The organism is Micromonospora sp. NPDC005324 (assembly GCF_040607155.1).
In the GTDB taxonomy this organism is placed as follows: Bacteria; Actinomycetota; Actinomycetes; order Mycobacteriales; family Micromonosporaceae; genus Micromonospora; species Micromonospora trifolii.
Genome location: NZ_JBEXGE010000017.1, coordinates 21,463 through 40,926, shown reverse-complemented (window position 1 = coordinate 40,926; position 19,464 = coordinate 21,463). Strand labels below are relative to the sequence as shown.

The following is a 19,464-nucleotide window of genomic DNA, read 5'->3' as shown; positions in this document are numbered from 1 at the left end:
AGAGGTCAGGGGCGACGGGTCGGCACGCAACAGACTGTGGGGCAGCTGTCCCACATGGGCAGCTCGCCCAGGCGGCGGCGCAGCTGCGCGCCGTCCGGGTCGGTCCGCTCGGTGACCAGCTCACGCACCATGGTCACGAAGCGCGGGTCGGTGCCCGGCGTGCCGGCCCGGACGAAGTCCAGGCCGAGCTGCTTCGCCGTCTCCAGCGCTTCGGTGTCCAGGTCCCACACGACCTCCAGGTGATCGGAGACGAACCCGATCGGGCTGACCACCACAGCTGTGGTGCCCGCCTGCGCGAGGGCGGTCAGGTGGTCGTTGATGTCCGGCTCCAGCCACGGCACCTGCGGCGGGCCGGAGCGGCTCTGCCAGACCAGGTCGTACCCGAGGTCGGGTGCGGCGGCCGCGGCGACGAGCCGGGCGGTCTCGTGCAGCTGCGCCTCGTACCGGCCGCCGTGCGGGCCGGCGTTGGCCGCCATCGAGCCGGGGATGGAGTGGGCGGTGAAGACCAGCCGGGTGGTGTCCCGCAACGCCTGGTCGAGCTGGCCCAGGGCCGCCCGGACCGCGTCGACGTGCGGCTCGACGAAGCCGGGGTGGTCCCAGAACTGACGCAGCTTCTCGATCACCGGGGCGTCCTGGCCGACGGCGGCACGGGCGGCGGCGATGTCCTCCTGGTACTGCCGGCAGGACGAGTAGCCGCCGTACGCGCTGGTGACGAAGGCCAACGCCCGGGTGACCCCGTCGTCGCGCATCTGGGTCACGGTGTCGGCGAGCATCGGGTCCCAGTTGCGGTTGCCCCAGTAGAGGGGCAGGTCGAGACCGTGCGCGGCGAAGTCGGCGCGGACGGCGGCCAGCAGGTCCCGGCACTGCTCGTTGATCGGCGACACCCCACCGAAGTGCTGGTAGTGCTCGGCGACCTCGGCCAGTCGCTCGGGAGGCACACCCCGGCCCCGGGTCACGTTCTGCAGAAACGGCATCACGTCCTCGGGCCGCTCGGGCCCGCCGAAGGACACCAGCACCACCGCGTCGTACGACATGGGGTCATTCTCGCCCCTCGGCCGGGACGTCCCGGCGACGCCCCCTGGTCCGGACGCGTGGATCACGCGGACGGTGACCAGGGAGCGTCACGGTGCAGCGTCAGGCACCGATGGCGTGGTAGCCGCCGTCGACGTGGACGATCTCGCCGGTGGTGGCCGGGAACCAGTCGGAGAGCAGCGCCAGGCAGGCCCGCGCGGCGGGCTCCTGGTCGGTGAGGCTCCAGCCCAGCGGGGCGCGCTCGGCCCAGGCGTCCTCGAACTGGTCGAAGCCGGGGATCGACTTCGCGGCGATGGTGCGCAGCGGCCCGGCGGCGACCAGGTTGCTGCGGATGCCCTGCTTGCCCAGGTGCAGCGCCAGGTAGCGGGACGCGGACTCCAGGCCGGCCTTGGCCACGCCCATCCAGTCGTAGACCGGCCACGCCTTCGTCGCGTCGAAGGTCAGACCGACCACCGCGCCGCCGGGCGACATCAGCGGCAGCGCCGCCATGGCCAGCGACTTGTACGAGAAGGTGGAGACGTGCAGGGCGGTCGCCACGTCCTCCCAGGGCGCGTCGAGGAAGCCGCCGCCCAGGCAGCTCTGCGGGGCGAAGCCGATCGAGTGCACGACACCGTCGAGGCCGTCGACGTGCTCGCGTACCCGGTCGGCGAGGCCGGCCAGGTGCTCGGTGTTGGTGACGTCCACCTCGATGACCGGCGCCGGCTCGGGCAGCCGCTTGGCGATCCGCTCGACCAGGGAGAGCCGGCCGTAGCCGGTGAGCACGACCTGCGCGCCGTTCTCCTGAGCGAGCTTCGCCACCGAGAAGGCGATCGAGGCGTCGGTGATGACACCGGTGACGAGCAGCCGCTTACCGGCGAGCAGTCCGGACATCGCAGATTTCCTCCGTAGTCAAAAGGGTTAGTGGCCCATGCCGAGGCCGCCGTCGACCGGGATGACGGCGCCGGAGACGTACCCGGCGCTGTCCGAGGCCAGCCAGGTGACCACGGCGGCGACCTCGTCCGGGCTGGCCATCCGGCCGGCCGGGATGGACTTGAGGATCTCCGCCTTGCGGTCGCCGGTGAGGCCGGCGGTCATGTCGGTGTCGATGAAGCCGGGCGCCACCACGTTCGCGGTGATGTTGCGGCTGCCCAGCTCCCGGGTGATCGAGCGGGCGACGCCGACGAGGCCGGCCTTGCTGGCGGCGTAGTTGACCTGCCCGGCGCCGCCGGCGAGGCCGACCACCGAGGAGATGAAGATCATGCGGCCCCACTTGGCGCGGAGCATCTTGCCGGAGGCCCGCTTGGCGACCCGGAACGCGCCGGTGAGGTTGGTGTCCACCACGTCGGTGAACTGCTCCTCGGTCATGCGCAGCAGCAGCGTGTCGGCGGTCATCCCGGCGTTGGCGACCAGCACCTCGACCGGACCCAGCTCGGCCTCCACGGCGGCGAACGCGGCGTCGATCGAGGCGGCGTCGGTGACGTCGGCGCGGACGCCGAACAGGCTGCCCTGCTGGCCGGCTCCGCCTGCGCCAAACCCCGGCTCGGCTGCGCCGGCACCGGGCACTCCGCCGCCTCGGTGGGTGACCGCCACCCGGTCGCCCTGCTTGGCGAAGGCCTGCGCGATGGCCAGGCCGATTCCCCGGTTGCCCCCGGTCACCAGCACGGTACGGGCCACTGTTCCCCCTTGCGAATGGTCAGCACGGACGCGTCGGAGCCTAGGCGTTACCGGTAGGTAAGCGCTAACGGGAGTCGCGTCACACTGGGGTACGACACCGGTATCAACCCCTGGTGGCACGCCTCGTGGCGGGGTCGGCCCGTAGCCTCCGGGTGGTGAACCGGCATCCGATCGCGGTGGCCCTGCGGGCCCTGCGGCAGACAGCGCTCGGCCCGGACGCCCGGCCCGAACGGCCGCTGCTGGCCCGTTGGCCCGGGCCGGCCCGCTACGCCGCCCCGGTCGGCCTGCTCGCCGCGCTCGGCCTCTTCCTGATCACGCTGACGGTGGAGAGCGACTGGGGCCTGCCGCCGCCGATCGCGCTCCTGTTCGCGGCGATGACGGTGGCGCCGCTGCTGGCGCTGCCCCGGCGTCCGCTGCTGGCCTGGCGGCTGACGGTGCTGGCCCTGCTGATCTGCACGTTCAACGCTCCGGCCGACCAGGCCTGGCCGTGGACCCCGCCGCTGGCGCTCGGGTCGATCGCGGTGCTGGCGGTGGTCGTCGCACGGGTCGACCGGCCGGTGCTGGCCTGGGTGGTGACGATCAGCACGGTGCCGGTGCTCACCCTGGTCCATCCCGACAACCGGGTCCCCGTCCTGCTGCTGCTCGGCGCGCTGGCGATCGTCGGCGACCTGATCCGCCGCAACCGGCTGTCCCGGCACGCGCTGGCCGCGCAGGCCGAGCTGAGCGAACGCGAGCAGGAGCGCCGCGCGGTGCTGGAGGAACGCACCCGCATCGCCCGGGAACTGCACGACGTGGTGGCACACCACATGTCGCTGATCGCGGTGCAGGCGGAGACCGCCCCGTACCGGCTGACGGACGTGCCGGCCCCGGCAGCCGCGGAGTTCGTCGCCATCGCCGCGTCGGCCCGCGACGCGCTCACCGACATGCGGCGGCTGTTGGGGGTGCTGCGCAGCGAGACGAGCGGGCCGCAGACCGCGCCGCAGCCGGACCTCACCGACCTGGGCGCGATGGTCGACGCGGCACGCCGGGCCGGGCTGGGGGTCACCCTGGACGCCGAGCCGGTCAACGCCGACCGGGTGCCCGCGCCGGTCGGGCTGGCCGCGTACCGCATCGTGCAGGAGGGCCTGGCCAACGCGGCCCGCCACGCGGCCGGCGCCGCGGTGCGGGTCACCGTCCGCGCCGGCCGGTCCGGTCTGGGGGTACGCGTCGAAAACTCCCCGGCCGACGTCCGACCGACCGCCGACGGCGGCTCCGGGCACGGGCTGACCGGCATGCGGGAGCGGGCCACCTCGCTGGGCGGTACGTTCACCGCCGGGCCGCTGCCCGACGGGGGTTACGCGGTGGCGGCCGAGTTGCCGTACGACGCGGAGAGCGGGGACCGATGATCCGGGTGCTGATCGCCGACGACCAGGCGATGGTCCGGCAGGGTTTCGGCGCGCTGCTCGCCGCCCAACCGGATCTGCTGGTGGTGGGAGACGCCGCCGACGGCGCGCAGGCGGTGGCCGCCGCCCGCCACCTCGACCCGGACGTGGTGCTGATGGACGTGCGGATGCCGGTCATGGACGGGCTGGAGGCCACCCGCAAGCTGCTCGGTGACCGGTCGACGCAGCGGCCCCGGGTGCTCATCCTCACCACCTTCGACCTGGACGACTACGTGTACGAGGCGCTGCGCGCCGGGGCCAGCGGGTTCCTGCTCAAGGACGCCCCGGCGGCCGATCTGGTGCAGGCGGTGCGGGTGGTGGCGGCCGGGGACGCGCTGCTCGCCCCGGGGGTCACCCGCCGCCTGATCGCCGAGTTCGCGAACCGTCCGGACCGCCGCCGCCCGCGCCCCACCGACCTGGCCGGGCTCACCCCCCGCGAGACCGAGGTGCTGCGATTGATCGCCCGGGGCCGCAACAACGCGGAGATCGCGGGAGACCTGGTGGTGGCCGAGCAGACAGTGAAGACGCACGTCGGGCGGATCCTGGCCAAGCTGGGTCTGCGCGACCGGGCCCAGGCCGTGGTGCTGGCGTACGAGACGGGTCTGGTGGCCGCCGGCGAGTAGCCCTGTGGAGCCAGCCCGGGAACGGCTCTGCGGGACGACGACCGGGCCCCGCCCCTGGGCGCAATCTCCCTCCGGACGACATTCCGGAGGGAGAACGTGATGCGACGACGAGGTGCCAGCCGGGTGGCGATGGCCGCGCTGCTCGGCGTGAACCTGGTTCTGCCGACCCGACCCGAGCCGGCCACGGCGGCGGGGTTCGTCGAGGCGTACCCCGTGATGGCGGCGGCGATGCGCGCCGCCGGCCCCCCGTACGCGGACTGGGCGGCCGACGGACGCCGGTTCCTGCTGTTCGACGAGCGCGGTGACGGCCGCGCGGTCGAGGTGCTCGGCGACCTCGCCGACGCGGACCGGATCGTCGTGCTGGTGCCGGGGGTCGGCAGCACGCTCGCCGACTTCGACAGGGGGTTGGGCGGGGTGGCCCGGCGGGCGCCGGCGGCGCAGGCCGGGCAGCTCTACCGGGAGCTGCGGGCGACCGACCCGGCGGCACGGGTCGCGGTGCTGGCCTGGCTCGGCTACGACCCGCCCGACGGGGTGTTGACCGCCGCCGGTGGCGTCAGCGCCCGGCGCGGCGCCGCCGGGCTGGCCACGCTGCTGCGAGAGCTGGCCGGGCGGCGTCCGGCGGCGACGATCACGCTGGTCGGGCACAGCTACGGGGCGCTGGTGGTGTCGCTGGCGGCGGCGGACGCACCTGACCAGGTCATCGACGTGGTCAGCCTCGGCGGCGTGGGCGCCGGGGTGCAGCGCGCCGACGACCTGCCCGGCGGGCGGCGGTTCTGGGCGGCCGAGGCGCCGACCGACTGGATCCGTCGGGTACCGCAGGTGCGGCTGCCCGGCCTGGGCTTCGGCCGGCGACCCGGTGACCCGGCGTTCGGCGCCCGAGCGCTGCCGGTGGGCGGGGTGGCGGGGCACGACGGTTACCTCGCGCCGGGCAGCGCCGCGCTGGTCGCGGTGGCGGCGGTCGTGCTGGGCGGCGTCGACGCCGACCGGGTCGGGGACGCCCGGTGAGCCGGGACCGTGCCGTCGACGCGTTGCGGGCGTACGCCATCGGCGGGGTGGTGCTGGGGCACTGGCTGGTGACCGGGTTGGCGCTGACCGGCGACGGCGGGCTGCACCAGGCCAGTCCCCTGACCGCCCTGCCCGACCTGGCCCCGATCACCTGGGTGTTGCAGACGCTCGGGTTGTTCTTCTTCACCGCCGGGTTCGGCTCGACCCGGTCGCTGGCCCGCTACCCGGGCGGCCCGGGTGGTTGGTTGGCCGGTCGGCTGCGGCGGCTGCTGCTGCCCACTGTGGCGCTGCTCGGAGTGGGGGCCGCCGTGCTGCTCGCCGCCACCGTCGTCGGCACCTCGGACGACACGCTCGCCGTCGCGCTGCGCCTCGCGGTCAGCCCGCTGTGGTTCCTGCTACCGCTGGTGATCCTGGTCGCGGTGACCGGCCCGCTGCGCGTCGCCGTGCGCCGGTGGGGGGTGGCCCGCTGTGCGTCGCCGGCGGTGGCCGTGGTGGCCGCGGCCGACCTGGCCGTCCGGCTGCTGCCGGCCGGCACCGACCTGCCCCCGGTCACCGTGCTGGCCGCCTGGTCGGTGCCGTACCTGCTGGGCGTGGCGCACGCCGACGGGCGCCTGGACGGCCGGCGGGCGGGCGGCACGTTGGCTGCCGGTGGGGCGGTGGTCCTCGCGGCGCTGCTGGCGCTGGGCTACCCGGTGAGCGCTGTCGGCGTGCCGGGGGCCGGGGTGTCCAACCTGAATCCGCCGTCGCTGCTGGTCGTGGCACTGGCGGTGACCCAGGTTGGGCTGGGGCTGCTCGCCCGGCCGGCACTGCACCGGCTGCTGACCCGGCCGCTGCCGGGCCGGGCGGTGACCGAGGTGAACCGGTCCGCGGTCCGGATCTACCTGTGGCACCAGCCGGTACTGGTGGCGGTGACCGCGCTCACCGCACGCGGCGGGCTGGCCCTGCCCGGTCTGCACACCGCCCCGGCCGGCCCGGGCTGGGTGCTGGCGCGCTGCTGCTGGCTGCCGCTGCTCGCCGTGGTGCTGGTCACTGTCGTACGGGTGGGTCGGCCCAGTGCGTTCCGTCGGCACCGCAGGTGTACGATCATCGACGTTCCGGCCCGCCCGACTTGCAGGAGGTGATCGCTGTGCGAGATAGCGATCCTCCCAGTCGTGGCCGGGCCGATGGTCAGTCCCGCTGAGCCACGACTCAGTCTGGTGAGCTGACCCCGCTCCGCTCCCCCACCACGTCGGCAGCTGCCGAGGTGAGTGTGCCGCACCGCCCGGTTCCGGGCGGTCGCCGGGAGCCGCCCGGTCACGACTTCGTGTGCGCGTCCCCACCCCCTGCGGTCCGCCCCCGCACGCGGACCGTCCAGCCGCCACCCGGAGCCGTCATGAGCCGCTACGTCGCCCCGCTGGGCTTCACCCTCGCCGCCGTCTGGGTGGCCATCGTCTTCGTGCTCGCCGGCGGCGGTCACTGACCGCCGCCGGCGCAGCCGTTCACAGCATCCGGGACGACCAGAGCAGACTGAACGCGCCCGCGCAGAGCGCCAGCAGCAACGCCACCCCGGCGTACCACTGGGTCACCTCCCGCGGTTCCGTGCGGAACCCGATCGAGCTGCCCATGTCCTGATAGACCCGCTTCAGCTCGCTCACCGACGCCGCCTCGTAGAAGTAACCCTCGGTGGTCTCGGCCAGCTCCGCGAGGGCCAACCGGTCCACCGGCACCCGCTGCAACTGCCCGCCGATGTCGACCTGACCGGTGTCGGTGCCGAAGGCGATGGTGGAGACCGGGACATTGGCCGCCTGCGCGGCCGCCGCCGCCTCCTCCACCGCCCGACCGGAGGTGCGGAAACCGTCGGAGAGCAGCACGATCCGTGCCGGCGGAATGCCCGCCGCGCCGTCGGCCGGCACCGACCGGATCGCCTCCAGGCAGGTGAACACCGCCTCACCGGTCGCGGTCGCCTCGGCCAGCACCAGCCCGTCGATGGCGCTGGTCACCGCGTCCCGGTCCTTGCCCGGCGGCACCAGCACGTTGGCCGCCTTGGCGAACGACACGAGGCCCAGGTTGTAGCTCTCCGGCAGCTCGCTGACGAACTGCTTTGCCGCCTCCTGGGCAGCCTCCAGCCGGTTCGGCGCCACGTCGTCGGCCTGCATCGACAACGACACGTCGATGGCGAGCATCACGGTGGCCCGCTCCAGCGGCTCCTTGGTGTCCACAGCGGGACGGGCCAGGGCGGTGGCCAGCACCAGCAGGCAGAGCAGGAACGCGGTCGCCGGGACGTGCCGACGCCAGCCCAGGCCCTTCGGCGCCACCGTACGCAGCAGGTCCACATTGGTGAACCGCATCGCGTACGCCCGGCGGTGCAGCTGCCGCCAGACGTAGAACGCGGCGAGGGCGAACACCGGCAGCACAGCCAGCAGCCACCACGGTTGCAGAAAACGGATCATCGTGTCGTCCCCCGGGTACGCGCGTGCCGCTGCGCGGCCACGAATCGCACCATGTCCAGCAGCCAGTCTCGGTCGGTACGCAGACGCAGGTGGGCCGCGCCGGCGCCGCGAAGGGCGGCGGCGATCGTGGCCCGTTGGGCGACGGCGGCCTCGGCGTAGCGCTGCCGCAGCCGTGGGTCGGCGGTCTGCACCTCGTGCAACTCGCCGCTCTCCGGGTCGACCACCGGCAACACGCCCACGTCGGGCAGCTCCAGCTCACGCGGGTCGACCACCTCGATCGCCAGGACGTCGTGGCGGACGCGCAGCTTGCGCATCGGCCGCGCCCACTGCTCGGCCGGGGCGAGGAAGTCCGAGACCACCACTGCCACCCCGCGACGGCGGGGCGGACGGTTGAGCATCTCGATCAGGGCGCCCAGATCACCACGGCCGGGTTGGATGGCGGTGCCGGCGACGGCACGCAGCAGGCCCTGCGCCTCCTTGCGGCCGGAGCGTGCCGGCAGCCGGGTGAGCACCCCGGGCCCGGACGGCGGTGGTCCGCCGCGCCAGCGCCGGGCCGGCGCGGACGCCCCACCGCCGGTGCCGATCACGGCGCCGATCCGGTTGCCTCCGCGCACTGTCAGGTGGGTGATGGCGGCAGCTGCGGCCACCACCACCTCCCGTTTGAGCCACTGCCCGGTCCCGAAGTCCAGGCTGGCGGAGAGGTCCAGGGCGAGCCAGGTCTCCAGCTCCCGATCGGCGACCGTACGCCGCACGTGCGGTGTGGTGGTCCGGGCCGTGACCGGCCAGTCCATCCGGCGCACGTCGTCGCCGGGGCGGTACTCCCGGGACTCTCCCGCCTCACTGCCCGGTCCGGGCAGCAGGCCGGCGTAGTCGCCCTGGAGCAGACCGTCGAGCTTGCGGGTAACGAGCAGCTGCAACCGGGACAGCACGGCCTCGCTGCGGTCGGGGGCCGGACGAGGGGTGGGTGAGGTCACGGGCGCTGCCCGGGCCAGCCAGCGCCCGGCGGCGGCGCGATCGACGGCGGGGTGGCCTGCTGCCGGGGAGCGACCGCCGGGAGCGGGATCGTCGACATCACCCGCTGCACGATGTGGTCGGCGGGCACGTCGTCGGCGAGCGCGTCGTAGCTGAGCACCAACCGGTGCCGCAGGATGTCCGGCGCGATGTCCTGCACGTCCTGCGGCAGCGCGTAGTCACGCCCGCGCAGCAGCGCCAGGGCGCGGGTGGCCCGGACGAGACCCAGCGAGGCGCGCGGGCTGGCCCCGTACTGGATCAGTTGCGCGACGTCGGGCATGCCGTGCTCGGCCGGGGCGCGGGTGGCCAGCACCAGCCGGACCGCGTAGTCGACCAGGGCGTTGTGGACGAAGACCTGGTCCGCCTTGCGTTGCAGGGCGATCAGCTCCGGGGTGTCGAACACCGCGGTGGGCTCGGGCGCGGCCACGCCCATCCGGTAGACGATCTCCCGTTCCTCAGCGTCGGTCGGGTAGCCCACCACGATCTTCATGAGGAACCGGTCCCGCTGCGCCTCCGGCAGCGGGTAGACGCCCTCCTGCTCGATCGGGTTCTGGGTGGCCATCACCAGGAACGGGTCCGGCACCCGGTGGCTCTCCCCACCGATGGACACCTGCCGCTCGCTCATCACCTCCAGCAGCGCGGACTGCACCTTCGCCGGCGCCCGGTTGATCTCGTCGGCGAGCAGGAAGTTGACGAAGACCGGGCCCAGCTCGACGTCGAACTTCTCGCTCGACTGCCGGTAGATCCGGGTGCCCATGATGTCGGCCGGCACCAGATCCGGAGTGAACTGGATTCGGGCGAAGGACCCACCGACGACCTTGGCGAGGGTCTCCACCGCCAGGGTCTTGGCCACCCCGGGCACCCCTTCGAGCAGGCAGTGACCGCGCGCGAGCAGCGCCACGAACATCCGCTCCACCATCCGGTCCTGCCCGACGATCACACGTTTGATCTCGAACAGGCCCTTCTCCAGCAGGCTGGCGTCCTGCGCGGGCGTGGTCACCGGGGCAGGTGCCGCTCCGTTCGGCGTCGGGGCGTCGGGCATGGTCGGCTGGGCCACCGGTCCTCCACAGCGTTTGTCGGTCGTCGCGGCTCGTGCGGTATCAAGACTCGCACGCCTTGCTGAGTGTCGAGGTGGGGAGAAGCCGATTCTGACCGCGCCGTCCCCAGCGGCCGAATCACGCATCGCGGGTGTGCGCGGACCGGCCCGGCGCGTGTACGATTCACCCCGTCGCCGGGCGGCTCCCCCCGTGGTCGCCCGGCGCTCAACCTCTCCGTCCCGCCGCCCTAGACTGGCCGGGATGAGCATCCCCTCCCCCGCCGACGAGGCCCCGGTCTGTTCGGCCCGGGGCTGCCGGTCCGCCGCCGTCTGGGCGCTGGAGTGGAACAATCCCCGTCTGCACGACGCCGATCGGCGCAAGACCTGGCTGGCCTGCGCTCAGCACCGGGGCAGCCTCGGCGACTTCCTCGACGCTCGAGGCTTCCTGCGTGCCGTCACTCCGGTGCCCGGATCGCCTACGCTCGACCTGTGAGCGGCGACCCTCCGGCTTCCCCCGGCCCCACCTCCCCGTCCTGGCCGCCCACCCCGGCCACCGCACCACCCGGCGTCGATCCGCCGCCCGGCGCGTTCCCGGCGCCCGGCACGCTCGGCCCGGAGCCCACCGCGCCGGACGTCTCCACGCCCGCGCCGCTGCCACCGGGCGCGCCGCCGCCCGGTCACCGGCCGGCACCCGCCGCCGACCAGCGAGCGCCCGACCTGCCGCCGCCGGGCCTCCTGCCGCCCGAGCCCGGCGCGCTGCTGACGGCCGCGCCGGGTGCCCGGGGCCCGCTGGAGCCCTGGCCGGACACTGTCAACTGGCAGCCGATCTCCACCGACCTGATCTGGGTGGAGCTGATCCGCCTGGCGATCGTGGTCGCCATCGGGCTGGCGGCGACCGGGGTCGGCTGGGCGTTCAGCGGCCACTGGTTGTTCGGGCTCGCCGTGGCCGTCGTGGTGGTGCTCGGCGCGTGGCGGGCCGTCGCGATCGTCCGCGCGGTCCGGGCCTGGGGGTACGCCGAACGGGAGAACGACCTGCTGGTCCGGCACGGGCTGCTGGTGCGCCGGCTCTCCATCGTGCCGTACTCGCGGATGCAGTTCGTCGACGTGAGCGCCGGCCCGTTGGAACGCGCCTTCGACCTGGCCACCGTGCAGTTGCACACGGCGGCGGCGGCGAGCGACGCCCGGGTGCCCGGGCTGCGTCCGGCGGAGGCGTCCCGGCTGCGCGATCGGCTCACCGCGCTCGGCGAGGACCGGGCGGAGGGGCTGTGAGCGCCCGCGCGGGCAGCGGCCGACCGCGCCGAGGGCCGCTGCGATGAGCGACGGGCCCGCCGAGCCGAGCACCGTGCCACCCACCGGCCCGACCCCACCGGGGCCGGTGCTGCCCGCCGTCGCAGCACCGTCGGGGGCGGTGCCGTCGGGGTCGGTGCCGTCGGGGGCGGTGCCGTCGGGGTCGGTGCCGTCGGGGTCGGTGCCGTCGGGGTCGGTGCCGTCGGGGTCGGTGCCGTCGGGGTCGGTGCCGTGGCCGGCACCACCGGGCGGCGGCGAGGGCGAACCCCGACAACGACTGCACCCGCTCAGCCCGGTGCTGCACGGCGCCAAGTCCCTGGTCGTGGTGATCGCCGGGCTGTCCTGGTCGACGCTGTCCCGGGTGGGCTTCGGCTGGTTCGCCGCCATGGTGGCGGTGCTGGCGCTCGGCGCGACAGTGCTGTCGGTGATCAGCTGGTACAACACCGGCTACCACGTCGTCGGCCGGGAACTCCGGGTGTACGAGGGGCTGCTCTGGCGGCGTACCCGGGCCATCCCGTTGGAACGGTTGCAGGCAGTGGAGGTGGTCCGGCCGCTGCTCGCCCAGCTCACCGGCCTGGCCGAGCTGCGGCTGGAAGTGGTCGGCGGAGGCAAGACCGAGGCGCCACTGGCGTACCTCGGGGTGGCCGACGCGGCCCAGCTGCGCGAGCGTCTGCTGGCGCTGGCCGGGCGGGTGGCCCAGCAGCCAGCGCCCGGCGACGCGGCGGCCCCGGTGGCCCCGGGTGCGACCGCGCCACCGGCGGCCGCGCCGGGCCGGCCACTGCACGCGGTACGCAACCAGAACCTGCTGATCAGCCAACTGCTCACCCCGCAGGCGTTCCTGCTCCCGTTCGGTGTGGCCTTCGTCGTGGTGCAGTTCCTCACCGCCGGCTCGTGGTCGTTCGTCGCGGTGGCGAGCACCCTGACCGCGATGGCGGGTGTGCTGCTGCAACCGATCCGCCGGGTCCTCGACGACTGGAACTTCCGGCTGGCCCGCGACGGCGGCACGCTGCGGGTGCACAACGGCCTGCTGGAGACCCGGGCGCAGACAGTGCCACTGGAGCGGGTGCAGACCGTGCGGGCCACCTGGCCGCTGCTGTGGCGGATGAAGGGCTGGCTGCGGCTACGACTGGAGGTGGCCGGTTACTCCGTCGCGGAGGCCGACGACCGCAACCGGCCCGACCGGCTGCTGCCGGTCGGCGACCTGCCGACGGCGACGATGATCGTCGCCGAGGTGCTTCCCGGAGTACGCCTCGACGCGCTCACGCTCAGCCCGCCGCCGCTCCGGACCCGCTGGCTGCACCCGCTGGGCCGTGCCGCGTTCGGCGTGGGGCTGTTCGAGCGGGTGTTCGCCACCCGGTCCGGGCGGCTCACCCGGCAGTTGGTGATCGTGCCGTACGCCCGGATCCAGAGCGTGCGAGTGGTCCAGGGGCCCATCCAGCGTCGCCTCGGGTTGGCGTCCGTACACGCGGACACCGCTGGCGGCTCCGGCGCCACCGCCCAGGACCGCGACCTGGCAGAGGCCTGGGCCCTCGCAGCCGACCTGACCACGAGAGCCCACCAGGCCCGCACCCAACCCCAACCCTGACCCCACCCCTCGCTCCCACCTGGTTGATCATGAAGTTATCGCCCTCCCGCGCGCGTGTCGGGACAATAACTTCATGATCACCGGGCCGGGCCCGGAGGGCCGGAGGCCGGACCCGGAGGGGCCGGGTGGGGGTTAGCGGTCGGCGGAGATCGCGGGGTGGGTGGTGGTGTCTGGGTCGCGTGGTGTGGGGGGCTCGGTTTGGCCGGGCGGGGGGTTGCCCGGGTCGCTGGGCTGCTCCGTGGGCGGTGCCGCCTTGGCGCTCGGGTGGCGGACCCGCCAGGCCGCCCAGCCGCGCTCCAGCAGACCGACCACCAGGAAGGTCAACCCCACGTACGCCCAGCCGACCAGCACGTCGATCACGTAGTGCTCACCCGAGTAGACCAGGGTGAAGGTCATCGCCAGCGGGTACGCGAGCAGCAGCGGCCACCAGCGGCGACGGGTCGCGGTCAGAAAGAACAGCACCACGAACAACGCCCACGCGGTGTGCAGCGACGGCATCGCGGCGACCGGGTTGGAGGCGATCTGACCAGCGTTGAGGACGTTGCCGGCACCGTGCATGCCGAACGCCTTCCAACCCCGGGTGGAGATCCGGGCGACCTCGGTGAGCAGGCCGTTCTGCGCCGCCCACCAGGGCGGGGCGGCCGGGTAGATGAAGTAGGTGACCAGGCCCGCCGCGCAGAGGAAACCCCAGCGCCGCATGTACGCGGCCCAGCGGTGCCGGTCGCGCAGCCAGAGCACCGCGGCGGCCGCCAGCGCCACCACGAAGTGGGAGAAGTACACCCAGCTCGCCGCGACATCCCACCAGTGCACCTGCGGGTGGTAGAGGTGCTGCTGCAACCAGACGGTGGGCACCTCACCGCCGGTGGCCCAGCCGAACATGAACCGGTCGGCGACGATCAACTCCATCGCGTGCGGCGTGGCCCCGTTGTCGGCGAACCCGCGCGAGAGGTTGTAAATCACGAACAGCAGCACCACCGGCACCCAGTCGCGGGCGAAGCGCAGGTGGCTACGCCACGGCCGTTCGCTGTTCCAGGCGATGGTCGCCAGCCAGATCCAGACGAAGGCGTACGCCGGGTCGGTGGGCAGCCCGATGCCCAGCCACGCGGCGACGAAGGCGACCGCCCAGACGGTCATGGCGACGACACGCCGACGACCCCCGTCCGGGGACGCGGGCGGGTCGGTCCGGGCGGGGGGCTGGGGGTCAGTCACGACGGCCATCGGGGTCAAGGTTAACGACGGGGACGGCATCGACCGACGGGGACCACCCGTTGGTCGTCGGGCTGCCGCGCCCGGATCGTCGGGCGCGTGCTCGACGCGTCCAGCGAGCACCTAGGCTGACGACCATGCAGGAGCAGCCCGAGCCGGCCTTCGCGCCGGGCCTGACCGCCCAGGTCGAGTTGACGGTCACCGACGCGGACACCGCCCAGGCGGTCGGTTCCGGGGACGTACCGGTGCTGGGCACTCCCCGGGTGCTGGCGCTGGCCGAGGCGGCCACCGTCGCGGCGACGGCGACCGGGATGCCGCCCGGCTCGACGACAGTGGGCACCCGTGTCGAGTTGGAGCACCTGGCGCCGACAGTGGTCGGCCGGACGGTCCGCGCGCAGGCGCTGTTGGCGACCGTCGACGGCCGCCGGTTGTCGTTCGAGGTCACTGTCAGCGACGGCGACCAGACGGTGGCCCGGGGCCGGGTGGACCGGATCCTGGTCGACCGGCAACGCTTCGTCGAGCGGGCCGGGCGGGCGTCGTGAACGCCGGCTTCGTCGAGGTCGCCGACCGGGTACACGTGCTGGCCGAACCGCTGCTGCGGGTCAACGTCACACTGGTCGTCGGCGACGACGAGGCGCTACTGGTGGACACGCTCTCGTCGGCCGCCCAGGCCACCGAGCTGGCCGCGGCCGTCCGGGCGGTCACCGACCGTCCGTTGACGCTGGTCAACACCCACCACCACTACGACCACTGCTTCGGCAACGCCGTCCTGGCCGGCGACCCACCCCGCCCGGTGTACGCGCACGAACTGGCCGCCACCGCCCTGCGCGAGGAGCCGGAGCGGCTGCGCCGGGAGGCGTACGAGGAGTTGCGCACGGAGCACCCGGCGCTCGCCGCCGAGCTGGCCGACTCCCCGCTGCTCGCCCCCACGCACACCGTGCACGTCGAGACGGTCCTCGACCTGGGCGGCCGGCGGGTGCTGCTGCGCCACCCGGGGCGGGGGCACACCGAGGCCGACCTGGTGGTGCACGTGCCGGACGCCGACGTGCTGGTGGCCGGGGACCTGGTGGAGCAGAGCGGCCCGCCCGCCTTCGAGGACTCGTACCCCTTGCGGTGGCCCGACGCGGTCGCGGACCTGTTGCGGCTGACCACCGCGCGCACTGTGGTCATCCCGGGCCACGGCGACCCGGTGGACGTCGACTTCGTCCGGGCCCAGCACGCGGAGCTGGCGAAGCTGGCCTGGCTGATCCGGGCCGCGCACACCGGCAGCGCCCCGCCGGAGCGGGTGGCCGCCGAGGCACCCTTCGGTGCCCGCCCGGCCCTGGTCGCCGCCCACCGCGGCTATCTGGAACTGACCGGCACGGCCTGACCACCCAGGCGCAGCCCCGCCGCCACTCCTGCCGCGATCTTGCACTTTGTGCGGGGCCAAAGGCGAGCAAAGCGGACCAAACGTCGACCGAAAGCGCAAGATCGGCGCAGATGGGGGGCGGGGCGGGGGTTAGATGTTGAAGCGGTTCTGGACTGCGGTGCGGGTGGGCATGGCGGTGGCGCCGCCCGGGGATTCGCAGACCAGGCCGGCCACCCGCAGCGCGAAGGCGACCCGGTCGGCCCAGCCCGACGGGCTCTCCGGCTCGCCGTCGACGAGCAGGTCGGCGATCAGCGCGGCCATCACCGAGTCACCCGCGCCGGTGGCGTCGATCGCGTCGACAGTGGGGGCCGGCACCCGGACCGGGTCGGCGCCGGCGGCGGCCAGCACCGCACCGGCCGCGCCGAGCGTCACCACCACAGTGGCCGCCCCCAACTCACGCAGGTACGCCGCCACCCCCTCGACCGGCTCACCGGGATAGAGCAGCACCGCGTCGGCGGCGCTCAGCTTGACCAGGTGCGCGCCGGCGGCGAACTCGGCCACCACCTCGCGCAGACCTTCCAACGCGGCCGGCCCGCTCAGCAGCCGGGGGCGTACGTTCGGGTCGAAGACCCGCAGGCCGGGGGCGAGCGACCAGGCACGGCGGGCGGCGGCCAGCGTGTCGGGTCGCAGCAGCACTATCGAACCGCAGTAGAGCACGTCGGCGCCCTCCAGCAGCGCCAGGTCCAGGTCGTCGGGGCCGAGCAGTCCGTAGGAGGCCGGCTCGCCGTAGAACCGGAAGTCCGGCTCCGGCCCGGCGTAGGTGACCACCGCGAGCGTGGTCGGCGCCGGGACCGTGATCGCACCGGCCACCCCGACGTCGGCAGCGGTGAGGAAGGCGCGGATCCGGCCACCCAGCGCGTCGTCACCGAGCGAGCCGACGAACTGTGCCGCACCGCCGAGTCGGGCCACCCCGACGGCGACGTTGAGCGGCCCGCCGCCGATGGCCTGCCGATAGACCCGCTCCCCGTCGATTTCGCTGTCGAGCAGGTCGACGAGCGCTTCGCCGAGCACCACCGCGTATCCCATGCCGATCCTCTCGTCGTCGCCACCGGCCGCCGCTCGCCGAGCCGATCTCCGTGGCACCAGGCTGGCACAGCGCGCGGCCCGATGGGCGCCGAAGGCCACGCACCGACGTGCGCGCTACCCCGGCTGGTGGATCGGCCCGTCGAGCGCCGCGAGGGGGCGGCCGGTGCCGCCCCACCGGGCCGCGACGATCTGCGCGGCCACACTCACCGCGGTCTCCTCCGGGGTACGACCACCGAGGTCCAACCCGATCGGGGAGGCGAGCCGGGCGAGCTGCGCCGGGCTGAGCCCCGCCTCGCTCAACAGCTTGTGTCGTTCGTCGTGGGTGCGCCGTGAGCCCATCGCGCCGACGTACGCCAGCGGGTGGCGCAGCGCCAGCTCCAGCAACGGCACGTCGAACTTGGGGTCGTGGGTGAGCACGCACACCACCGTCCGTTCGTCGAGCCGATCGGCCGCCAACTCGGTACGCAGGTAGCGGTGCGGCCACTGCACCACCACCTCGTCCGCCTCGGGAAAGCGCCGCGCGGTGGCGAAGACCGGCCGGGCGTCGCAGACGGTGACCCGGTAGCCGAGGAACGCGCCGATCCTGGCCACCGCGGCGGCGAAGTCGATCGCCCCGAAGACGATCATGCGGGGCGGGGTGGCGTACGCGGTCACGAAGAGGCTGATGCCGCCGCCTCGGCGCTGCCCGTGGTACCCGTACCGGAGCATCCCGCTGCGCCCGGCGGCGAGCAGCCCGAGGGCGTCGGCGCTGGCGGCGTCGTCGAGCCGGTCGTCGCCGAGCGAGCCGACGGACCGCTGGCCGGTCAGCACCAGCCGCCGACCAAGCCGCCGAGCCGGGTCGATCGGGCCGGTGCCCGGAGAAGTGCCGGCGTCGGCGGCCACGCAGGTGACGATCGCCGCCGGGTGGCCGCCGCGGCGGGCGGCGGCGACCGCGTCCAGCGCCGGCAGGGCGTCCGCGGCGACCCGCTCGACGAACACGTCGAGGATGCCGCCGCAGGTCAGACCCACGGTGTACGCGTCGTCGTCGCTGATCCCGTAGCGGCACAGCTCGGGCTGGCCGGTGTCGAGTACACGGCGGGCCCGTTCGTAGAGATCCGCCTCGACGCAGCCGCCGGAGACACTGCCGATGACAGTGCCGTCGGTCGCGACCACCATGGCGGCGCCGGGTGGCTGCGGGGCGGAGTGCCAGGTGGCCACCACGGTGGCCAGCGCGACCGGCTCGCCGTCGCGGCACCGACGGTGCACCTCGTCGAACACGTCCGGCACCGGCGGCCGCCTCTCCGTTCCCGCTCCCCGTAGGCAGGATATGGGCTTCAACGGCGACCGGCGGTTCTTCTGATGCATCGAGGATGACCTATTGCGTTCGGCCCGTGCGGCGTGGTGGGATGACGCGTACCGGGCGGTGCGAGGGCTACGGCGCCGCCGGTTGCCGGGTTGGTTGGACGCGAGGGCACCGGTCCAGGACAGGACCGTCGACGGCGCACGTCCACTGGCTGTTTTCCGCCGGGGCACGTCGCCGTGATCGTCGCACCGCTCACGACAGCGGGGCGATCACGCCACATCCCACCCGATTGCGGCGGGGCGGCTCAGCCAGCGCCCCTCGCGAGTCAGGAGAACCCGTGAACCGTTCCCGTATGGCCGCCTTGCTCACCGCGGCCACGACCCTCGCGCTGGGCGCTGTCGCCCTGGCGTCCAATCCGCAACCGGCCGCCGCGCACGGCGCGGCGATGACGCCGGGCAGCCGCACCTACCTGTGCTGGCAGGACGGCCGCAGCCAGACCGGTGAGATCAGGCCGAACAACCCCGCGTGCTCCGCCGCCGTGGCCCAGAGCGGGGCGAACTCGCTCTACAACTGGTTCAGCGTGCTGCGCTCCGACGCCGGCGGCCGGACCACCGGCTTCATTCCGGACGGGCAACTGTGCAGCGGCGGCGCGACCGGTTTCCGCGGCTACGACCTGCCCCGCACCGACTGGCCGCTGACCCACCTGACCGCCGGGGCGCGGTTGGACTTCAAGTACAGCAACTGGGCGCACCACCCGGGCACGTTCTACTTCTACGTGACGAAGAACAGCTGGAGCCCGACGCGGGCCCTGGCCTGGAGTGACCTGGAGGAGCCGTTCCTGACGGTGACCAACCCGCCGCAGCGCGGGTCCGTCGGCAGCAACGACGGGCACTACTACTTCAGCGGCAACCTGCCGTCGGGTAAGAGTGGCCGGCACATCATCTACTCCCGCTGGGTCCGCTCGGACTCGCAGGAGAACTTCTTCGGCTGCTCCGACGTGACCTTCGACGGCGGCAGCGGCCAGGTCACCGGCGTGGGTCCGGGTGGCACGCCGACCGACCCGCCGCCGACCACCACCCCACCGCCGACCGACCCGCCGCCGACCACCCCACCGCCGACCACCCCACCGCCGACCGGCGGTGACTGCATGGCCACCTACAAGGTGAGCAGCGCCTGGCAGGGCGGCTTCCAGGGCGAGGTCACGATCATGAACCACGGCAGTACGCCGTTCTCCGGTTGGACAGCGAGCTGGACCTGGCCCAACGGGCAGGCGATCAGTCAGATCTGGGGTGCCACCCAGACATCGTCCGGCTCGACAGTGACGGCGACGAACGTCGCCTACAACGGCACTGTCGCACCGGAAGGCACCACGACGTTCGGCTTCCTGGCGAGTTCCACAGGAACCAACGGGCTCCCCACAGTCACCTGCGCCCGCCGCTAACGACCACCACCACCCCCAC

20 protein-coding genes are annotated in these 19,464 nt (G+C 73.9%); 11 read left to right on the top strand and 9 right to left on the bottom strand.

Translation table 11 applies throughout. The features are described 5' to 3' along the window. Positions 1 to 5: 5 nt before the first annotated feature. The 3 genes from ABZS40_RS18895 to fabG all read right to left on the bottom strand — a co-directional run bounded on the left by ABZS40_RS18895 (position 6) and on the right by fabG (position 2,685). Positions 6 to 1,034, bottom strand: coding sequence for a ferrochelatase (locus tag ABZS40_RS18895; protein WP_354944495.1), 1,029 nt, complete (start codon positions 1,032 to 1,034; stop codon positions 6 to 8). A gap of 100 nt (positions 1,035 to 1,134) precedes the next feature. Continuing rightward, complete coding sequence (fabI, locus tag ABZS40_RS18890) at positions 1,135 to 1,902, bottom strand: enoyl-ACP reductase FabI (protein WP_354944494.1); 768 nt, start codon at positions 1,900 to 1,902, stop codon at positions 1,135 to 1,137. A gap of 27 nt (positions 1,903 to 1,929) precedes the next feature. Then, the gene (gene fabG / locus ABZS40_RS18885) at positions 1,930 to 2,685 is read right to left on the bottom strand and encodes a 3-oxoacyl-ACP reductase FabG (protein WP_354944493.1); all 756 of its coding nucleotides are present in this window, start codon (positions 2,683 to 2,685) and stop codon (positions 1,930 to 1,932) included. 155 nt (positions 2,686 to 2,840) lie between these two features. On the opposite strand from fabG, the gene ABZS40_RS18880 reads away from it, so the two are divergent. From ABZS40_RS18880 to ABZS40_RS18860, 5 genes are all read left to right on the top strand, one after another. Further along, on the top strand, positions 2,841 to 4,070 hold the full coding sequence (locus ABZS40_RS18880) for a histidine kinase (RefSeq protein ID WP_354944492.1): 1,230 nt from the start codon (positions 2,841 to 2,843) through the stop codon (positions 4,068 to 4,070). Further along, positions 4,067 to 4,729 (top strand): response regulator transcription factor, encoded by a 663-nt coding sequence (locus ABZS40_RS18875; protein WP_238682145.1) that lies wholly within the window; start codon positions 4,067 to 4,069, stop codon positions 4,727 to 4,729. Before ABZS40_RS18880 ends, ABZS40_RS18875 begins: the two co-directional genes overlap by 4 nt. Before the next feature lie 99 nt (positions 4,730 to 4,828). Beyond that, positions 4,829 to 5,734, top strand: coding sequence for an alpha/beta hydrolase (locus ABZS40_RS18870; protein ID WP_354944491.1), 906 nt, complete (start codon positions 4,829 to 4,831; stop codon positions 5,732 to 5,734). Continuing rightward, entirely contained in the window at positions 5,731 to 6,855 is a 1,125-nt protein-coding gene (locus ABZS40_RS18865; RefSeq protein WP_354944490.1) for an acyltransferase, read from the top strand. Before ABZS40_RS18870 ends, ABZS40_RS18865 begins: the two co-directional genes overlap by 4 nt. A gap of 122 nt (positions 6,856 to 6,977) precedes the next feature. Next, entirely contained in the window at positions 6,978 to 7,193 is a 216-nt protein-coding gene (locus ABZS40_RS18860) for a hypothetical protein (protein WP_354944489.1), read from the top strand. Between the two features lie 19 nt (positions 7,194 to 7,212). Here ABZS40_RS18860 and ABZS40_RS18855 read toward each other — a convergent pair whose 3' ends face one another. The 3 genes from ABZS40_RS18855 to ABZS40_RS18845 are packed head-to-tail and all read right to left on the bottom strand — an operon-like array spanning position 7,213 to position 10,231. Continuing rightward, entirely contained in the window at positions 7,213 to 8,163 is a 951-nt protein-coding gene (locus ABZS40_RS18855) for a VWA domain-containing protein (protein WP_354944488.1), read from the bottom strand. After that, positions 8,160 to 9,155, bottom strand: coding sequence for a DUF58 domain-containing protein (locus ABZS40_RS18850; protein WP_354944582.1), 996 nt, complete (start codon positions 9,153 to 9,155; stop codon positions 8,160 to 8,162). Before ABZS40_RS18850 ends, ABZS40_RS18855 begins: the two co-directional genes overlap by 4 nt. Beyond that, positions 9,134 to 10,231: a MoxR family ATPase gene (locus ABZS40_RS18845; RefSeq protein WP_354944487.1), complete on the bottom strand. Its 1,098-nt coding sequence runs from the start codon at positions 10,229 to 10,231 to the stop codon at positions 9,134 to 9,136. The genes ABZS40_RS18850 and ABZS40_RS18845 overlap by 22 nt, the downstream gene beginning before the upstream one ends. A gap of 241 nt (positions 10,232 to 10,472) precedes the next feature. Between ABZS40_RS18845 and ABZS40_RS18840 the strand changes: the two genes are divergently transcribed. The 3 genes from ABZS40_RS18840 (at position 10,473) to ABZS40_RS18830 (ending at position 13,082) form a co-directional block, all read left to right on the top strand. Beyond that, positions 10,473 to 10,703 carry a hypothetical protein gene (locus ABZS40_RS18840; protein WP_354944486.1) on the top strand — a complete coding sequence of 77 codons (231 nt, stop codon included), beginning with the start codon at positions 10,473 to 10,475 and terminating at the stop codon, positions 10,701 to 10,703. 242 nt (positions 10,704 to 10,945) lie between these two features. Then, positions 10,946 to 11,479 carry a PH domain-containing protein gene (locus ABZS40_RS18835; protein ID WP_354944581.1) on the top strand — a complete coding sequence of 178 codons (534 nt, stop codon included), beginning with the start codon at positions 10,946 to 10,948 and terminating at the stop codon, positions 11,477 to 11,479. Between the two features lie 43 nt (positions 11,480 to 11,522). Beyond that, complete coding sequence (locus ABZS40_RS18830) at positions 11,523 to 13,082, top strand: PH domain-containing protein (RefSeq protein WP_354944485.1); 1,560 nt, start codon at positions 11,523 to 11,525, stop codon at positions 13,080 to 13,082. Between the two features lie 132 nt (positions 13,083 to 13,214). Here the strand turns inward: ABZS40_RS18830 and ABZS40_RS18825 are convergent, their stop codons facing one another. After that, entirely contained in the window at positions 13,215 to 14,300 is a 1,086-nt protein-coding gene (locus ABZS40_RS18825) for a phosphatase PAP2 family protein (protein WP_354944484.1), read from the bottom strand. Positions 14,301 to 14,425: 125 nt separating this feature from the next. Here ABZS40_RS18825 and ABZS40_RS18820 point away from each other — a divergent pair, with 125 nt between their 5' ends. Together ABZS40_RS18820 and ABZS40_RS18815 are read left to right on the top strand one after the other, a co-directional pair. After that, the gene (locus tag ABZS40_RS18820) at positions 14,426 to 14,830 is read left to right on the top strand and encodes a hotdog domain-containing protein (RefSeq protein ID WP_184176742.1); all 405 of its coding nucleotides are present in this window, start codon (positions 14,426 to 14,428) and stop codon (positions 14,828 to 14,830) included. Next, positions 14,827 to 15,657, top strand: a complete 831-nt coding sequence (locus tag ABZS40_RS18815; protein WP_354944483.1) for an MBL fold metallo-hydrolase — start codon at positions 14,827 to 14,829, stop codon at positions 15,655 to 15,657. Before ABZS40_RS18820 ends, ABZS40_RS18815 begins: the two co-directional genes overlap by 4 nt. 129 nt (positions 15,658 to 15,786) lie before the next feature. Here the strand turns inward: ABZS40_RS18815 and ABZS40_RS18810 are convergent, their stop codons facing one another. Both ABZS40_RS18810 and ABZS40_RS18805 read right to left on the bottom strand, forming a co-directional pair. Next, positions 15,787 to 16,722 carry a carbohydrate kinase gene (locus tag ABZS40_RS18810; RefSeq protein ID WP_354944482.1) on the bottom strand — a complete coding sequence of 312 codons (936 nt, stop codon included), beginning with the start codon at positions 16,720 to 16,722 and terminating at the stop codon, positions 15,787 to 15,789. 114 nt (positions 16,723 to 16,836) lie between these two features. Beyond that, entirely contained in the window at positions 16,837 to 17,988 is a 1,152-nt protein-coding gene (locus ABZS40_RS18805; RefSeq protein ID WP_354944481.1) for an XdhC/CoxI family protein, read from the bottom strand. A gap of 368 nt (positions 17,989 to 18,356) precedes the next feature. Between ABZS40_RS18805 and ABZS40_RS18800 the strand changes: the two genes are divergently transcribed. Continuing rightward, complete coding sequence (locus tag ABZS40_RS18800; protein ID WP_354944580.1) at positions 18,357 to 19,445, top strand: lytic polysaccharide monooxygenase; 1,089 nt, start codon at positions 18,357 to 18,359, stop codon at positions 19,443 to 19,445. The last annotated feature ends 19 nt before the right edge of the window (positions 19,446 to 19,464 follow it).

Bases quoted from the DNA above. Each gene is read 5' to 3' on its own strand.
- ABZS40_RS18895 (WP_354944495.1), bottom strand. From the start codon at position 1,034: ATGTCGTACGACGCGGTGGTGCTGGTGTCCTTCGGCGGGCCCGAGCGG.
- fabI (WP_354944494.1), bottom strand. From the start codon at position 1,902: ATGTCCGGACTGCTCGCCGGTAAGCGGCTGCTCGTCACCGGTGTCATC.
- ABZS40_RS18875 (WP_238682145.1), top strand. From the start codon at position 4,067: ATGATCCGGGTGCTGATCGCCGACGACCAGGCGATGGTCCGGCAGGGT.
- ABZS40_RS18870 (WP_354944491.1), top strand. From the start codon at position 4,829: ATGCGACGACGAGGTGCCAGCCGGGTGGCGATGGCCGCGCTGCTCGGC.
- ABZS40_RS18855 (WP_354944488.1), bottom strand. From the start codon at position 8,163: ATGATCCGTTTTCTGCAACCGTGGTGGCTGCTGGCTGTGCTGCCGGTG.
- ABZS40_RS18840 (WP_354944486.1), top strand. From the start codon at position 10,473: ATGAGCATCCCCTCCCCCGCCGACGAGGCCCCGGTCTGTTCGGCCCGG.
- ABZS40_RS18830 (WP_354944485.1), top strand. From the start codon at position 11,523: ATGAGCGACGGGCCCGCCGAGCCGAGCACCGTGCCACCCACCGGCCCG.
- ABZS40_RS18825 (WP_354944484.1), bottom strand. From the start codon at position 14,300: ATGGCCGTCGTGACTGACCCCCAGCCCCCCGCCCGGACCGACCCGCCC.
- ABZS40_RS18820 (WP_184176742.1), top strand. From the start codon at position 14,426: ATGCAGGAGCAGCCCGAGCCGGCCTTCGCGCCGGGCCTGACCGCCCAG.
- ABZS40_RS18810 (WP_354944482.1), bottom strand. From the start codon at position 16,722: ATGGGATACGCGGTGGTGCTCGGCGAAGCGCTCGTCGACCTGCTCGAC.
- ABZS40_RS18800 (WP_354944580.1), top strand. From the start codon at position 18,357: ATGGCCGCCTTGCTCACCGCGGCCACGACCCTCGCGCTGGGCGCTGTC.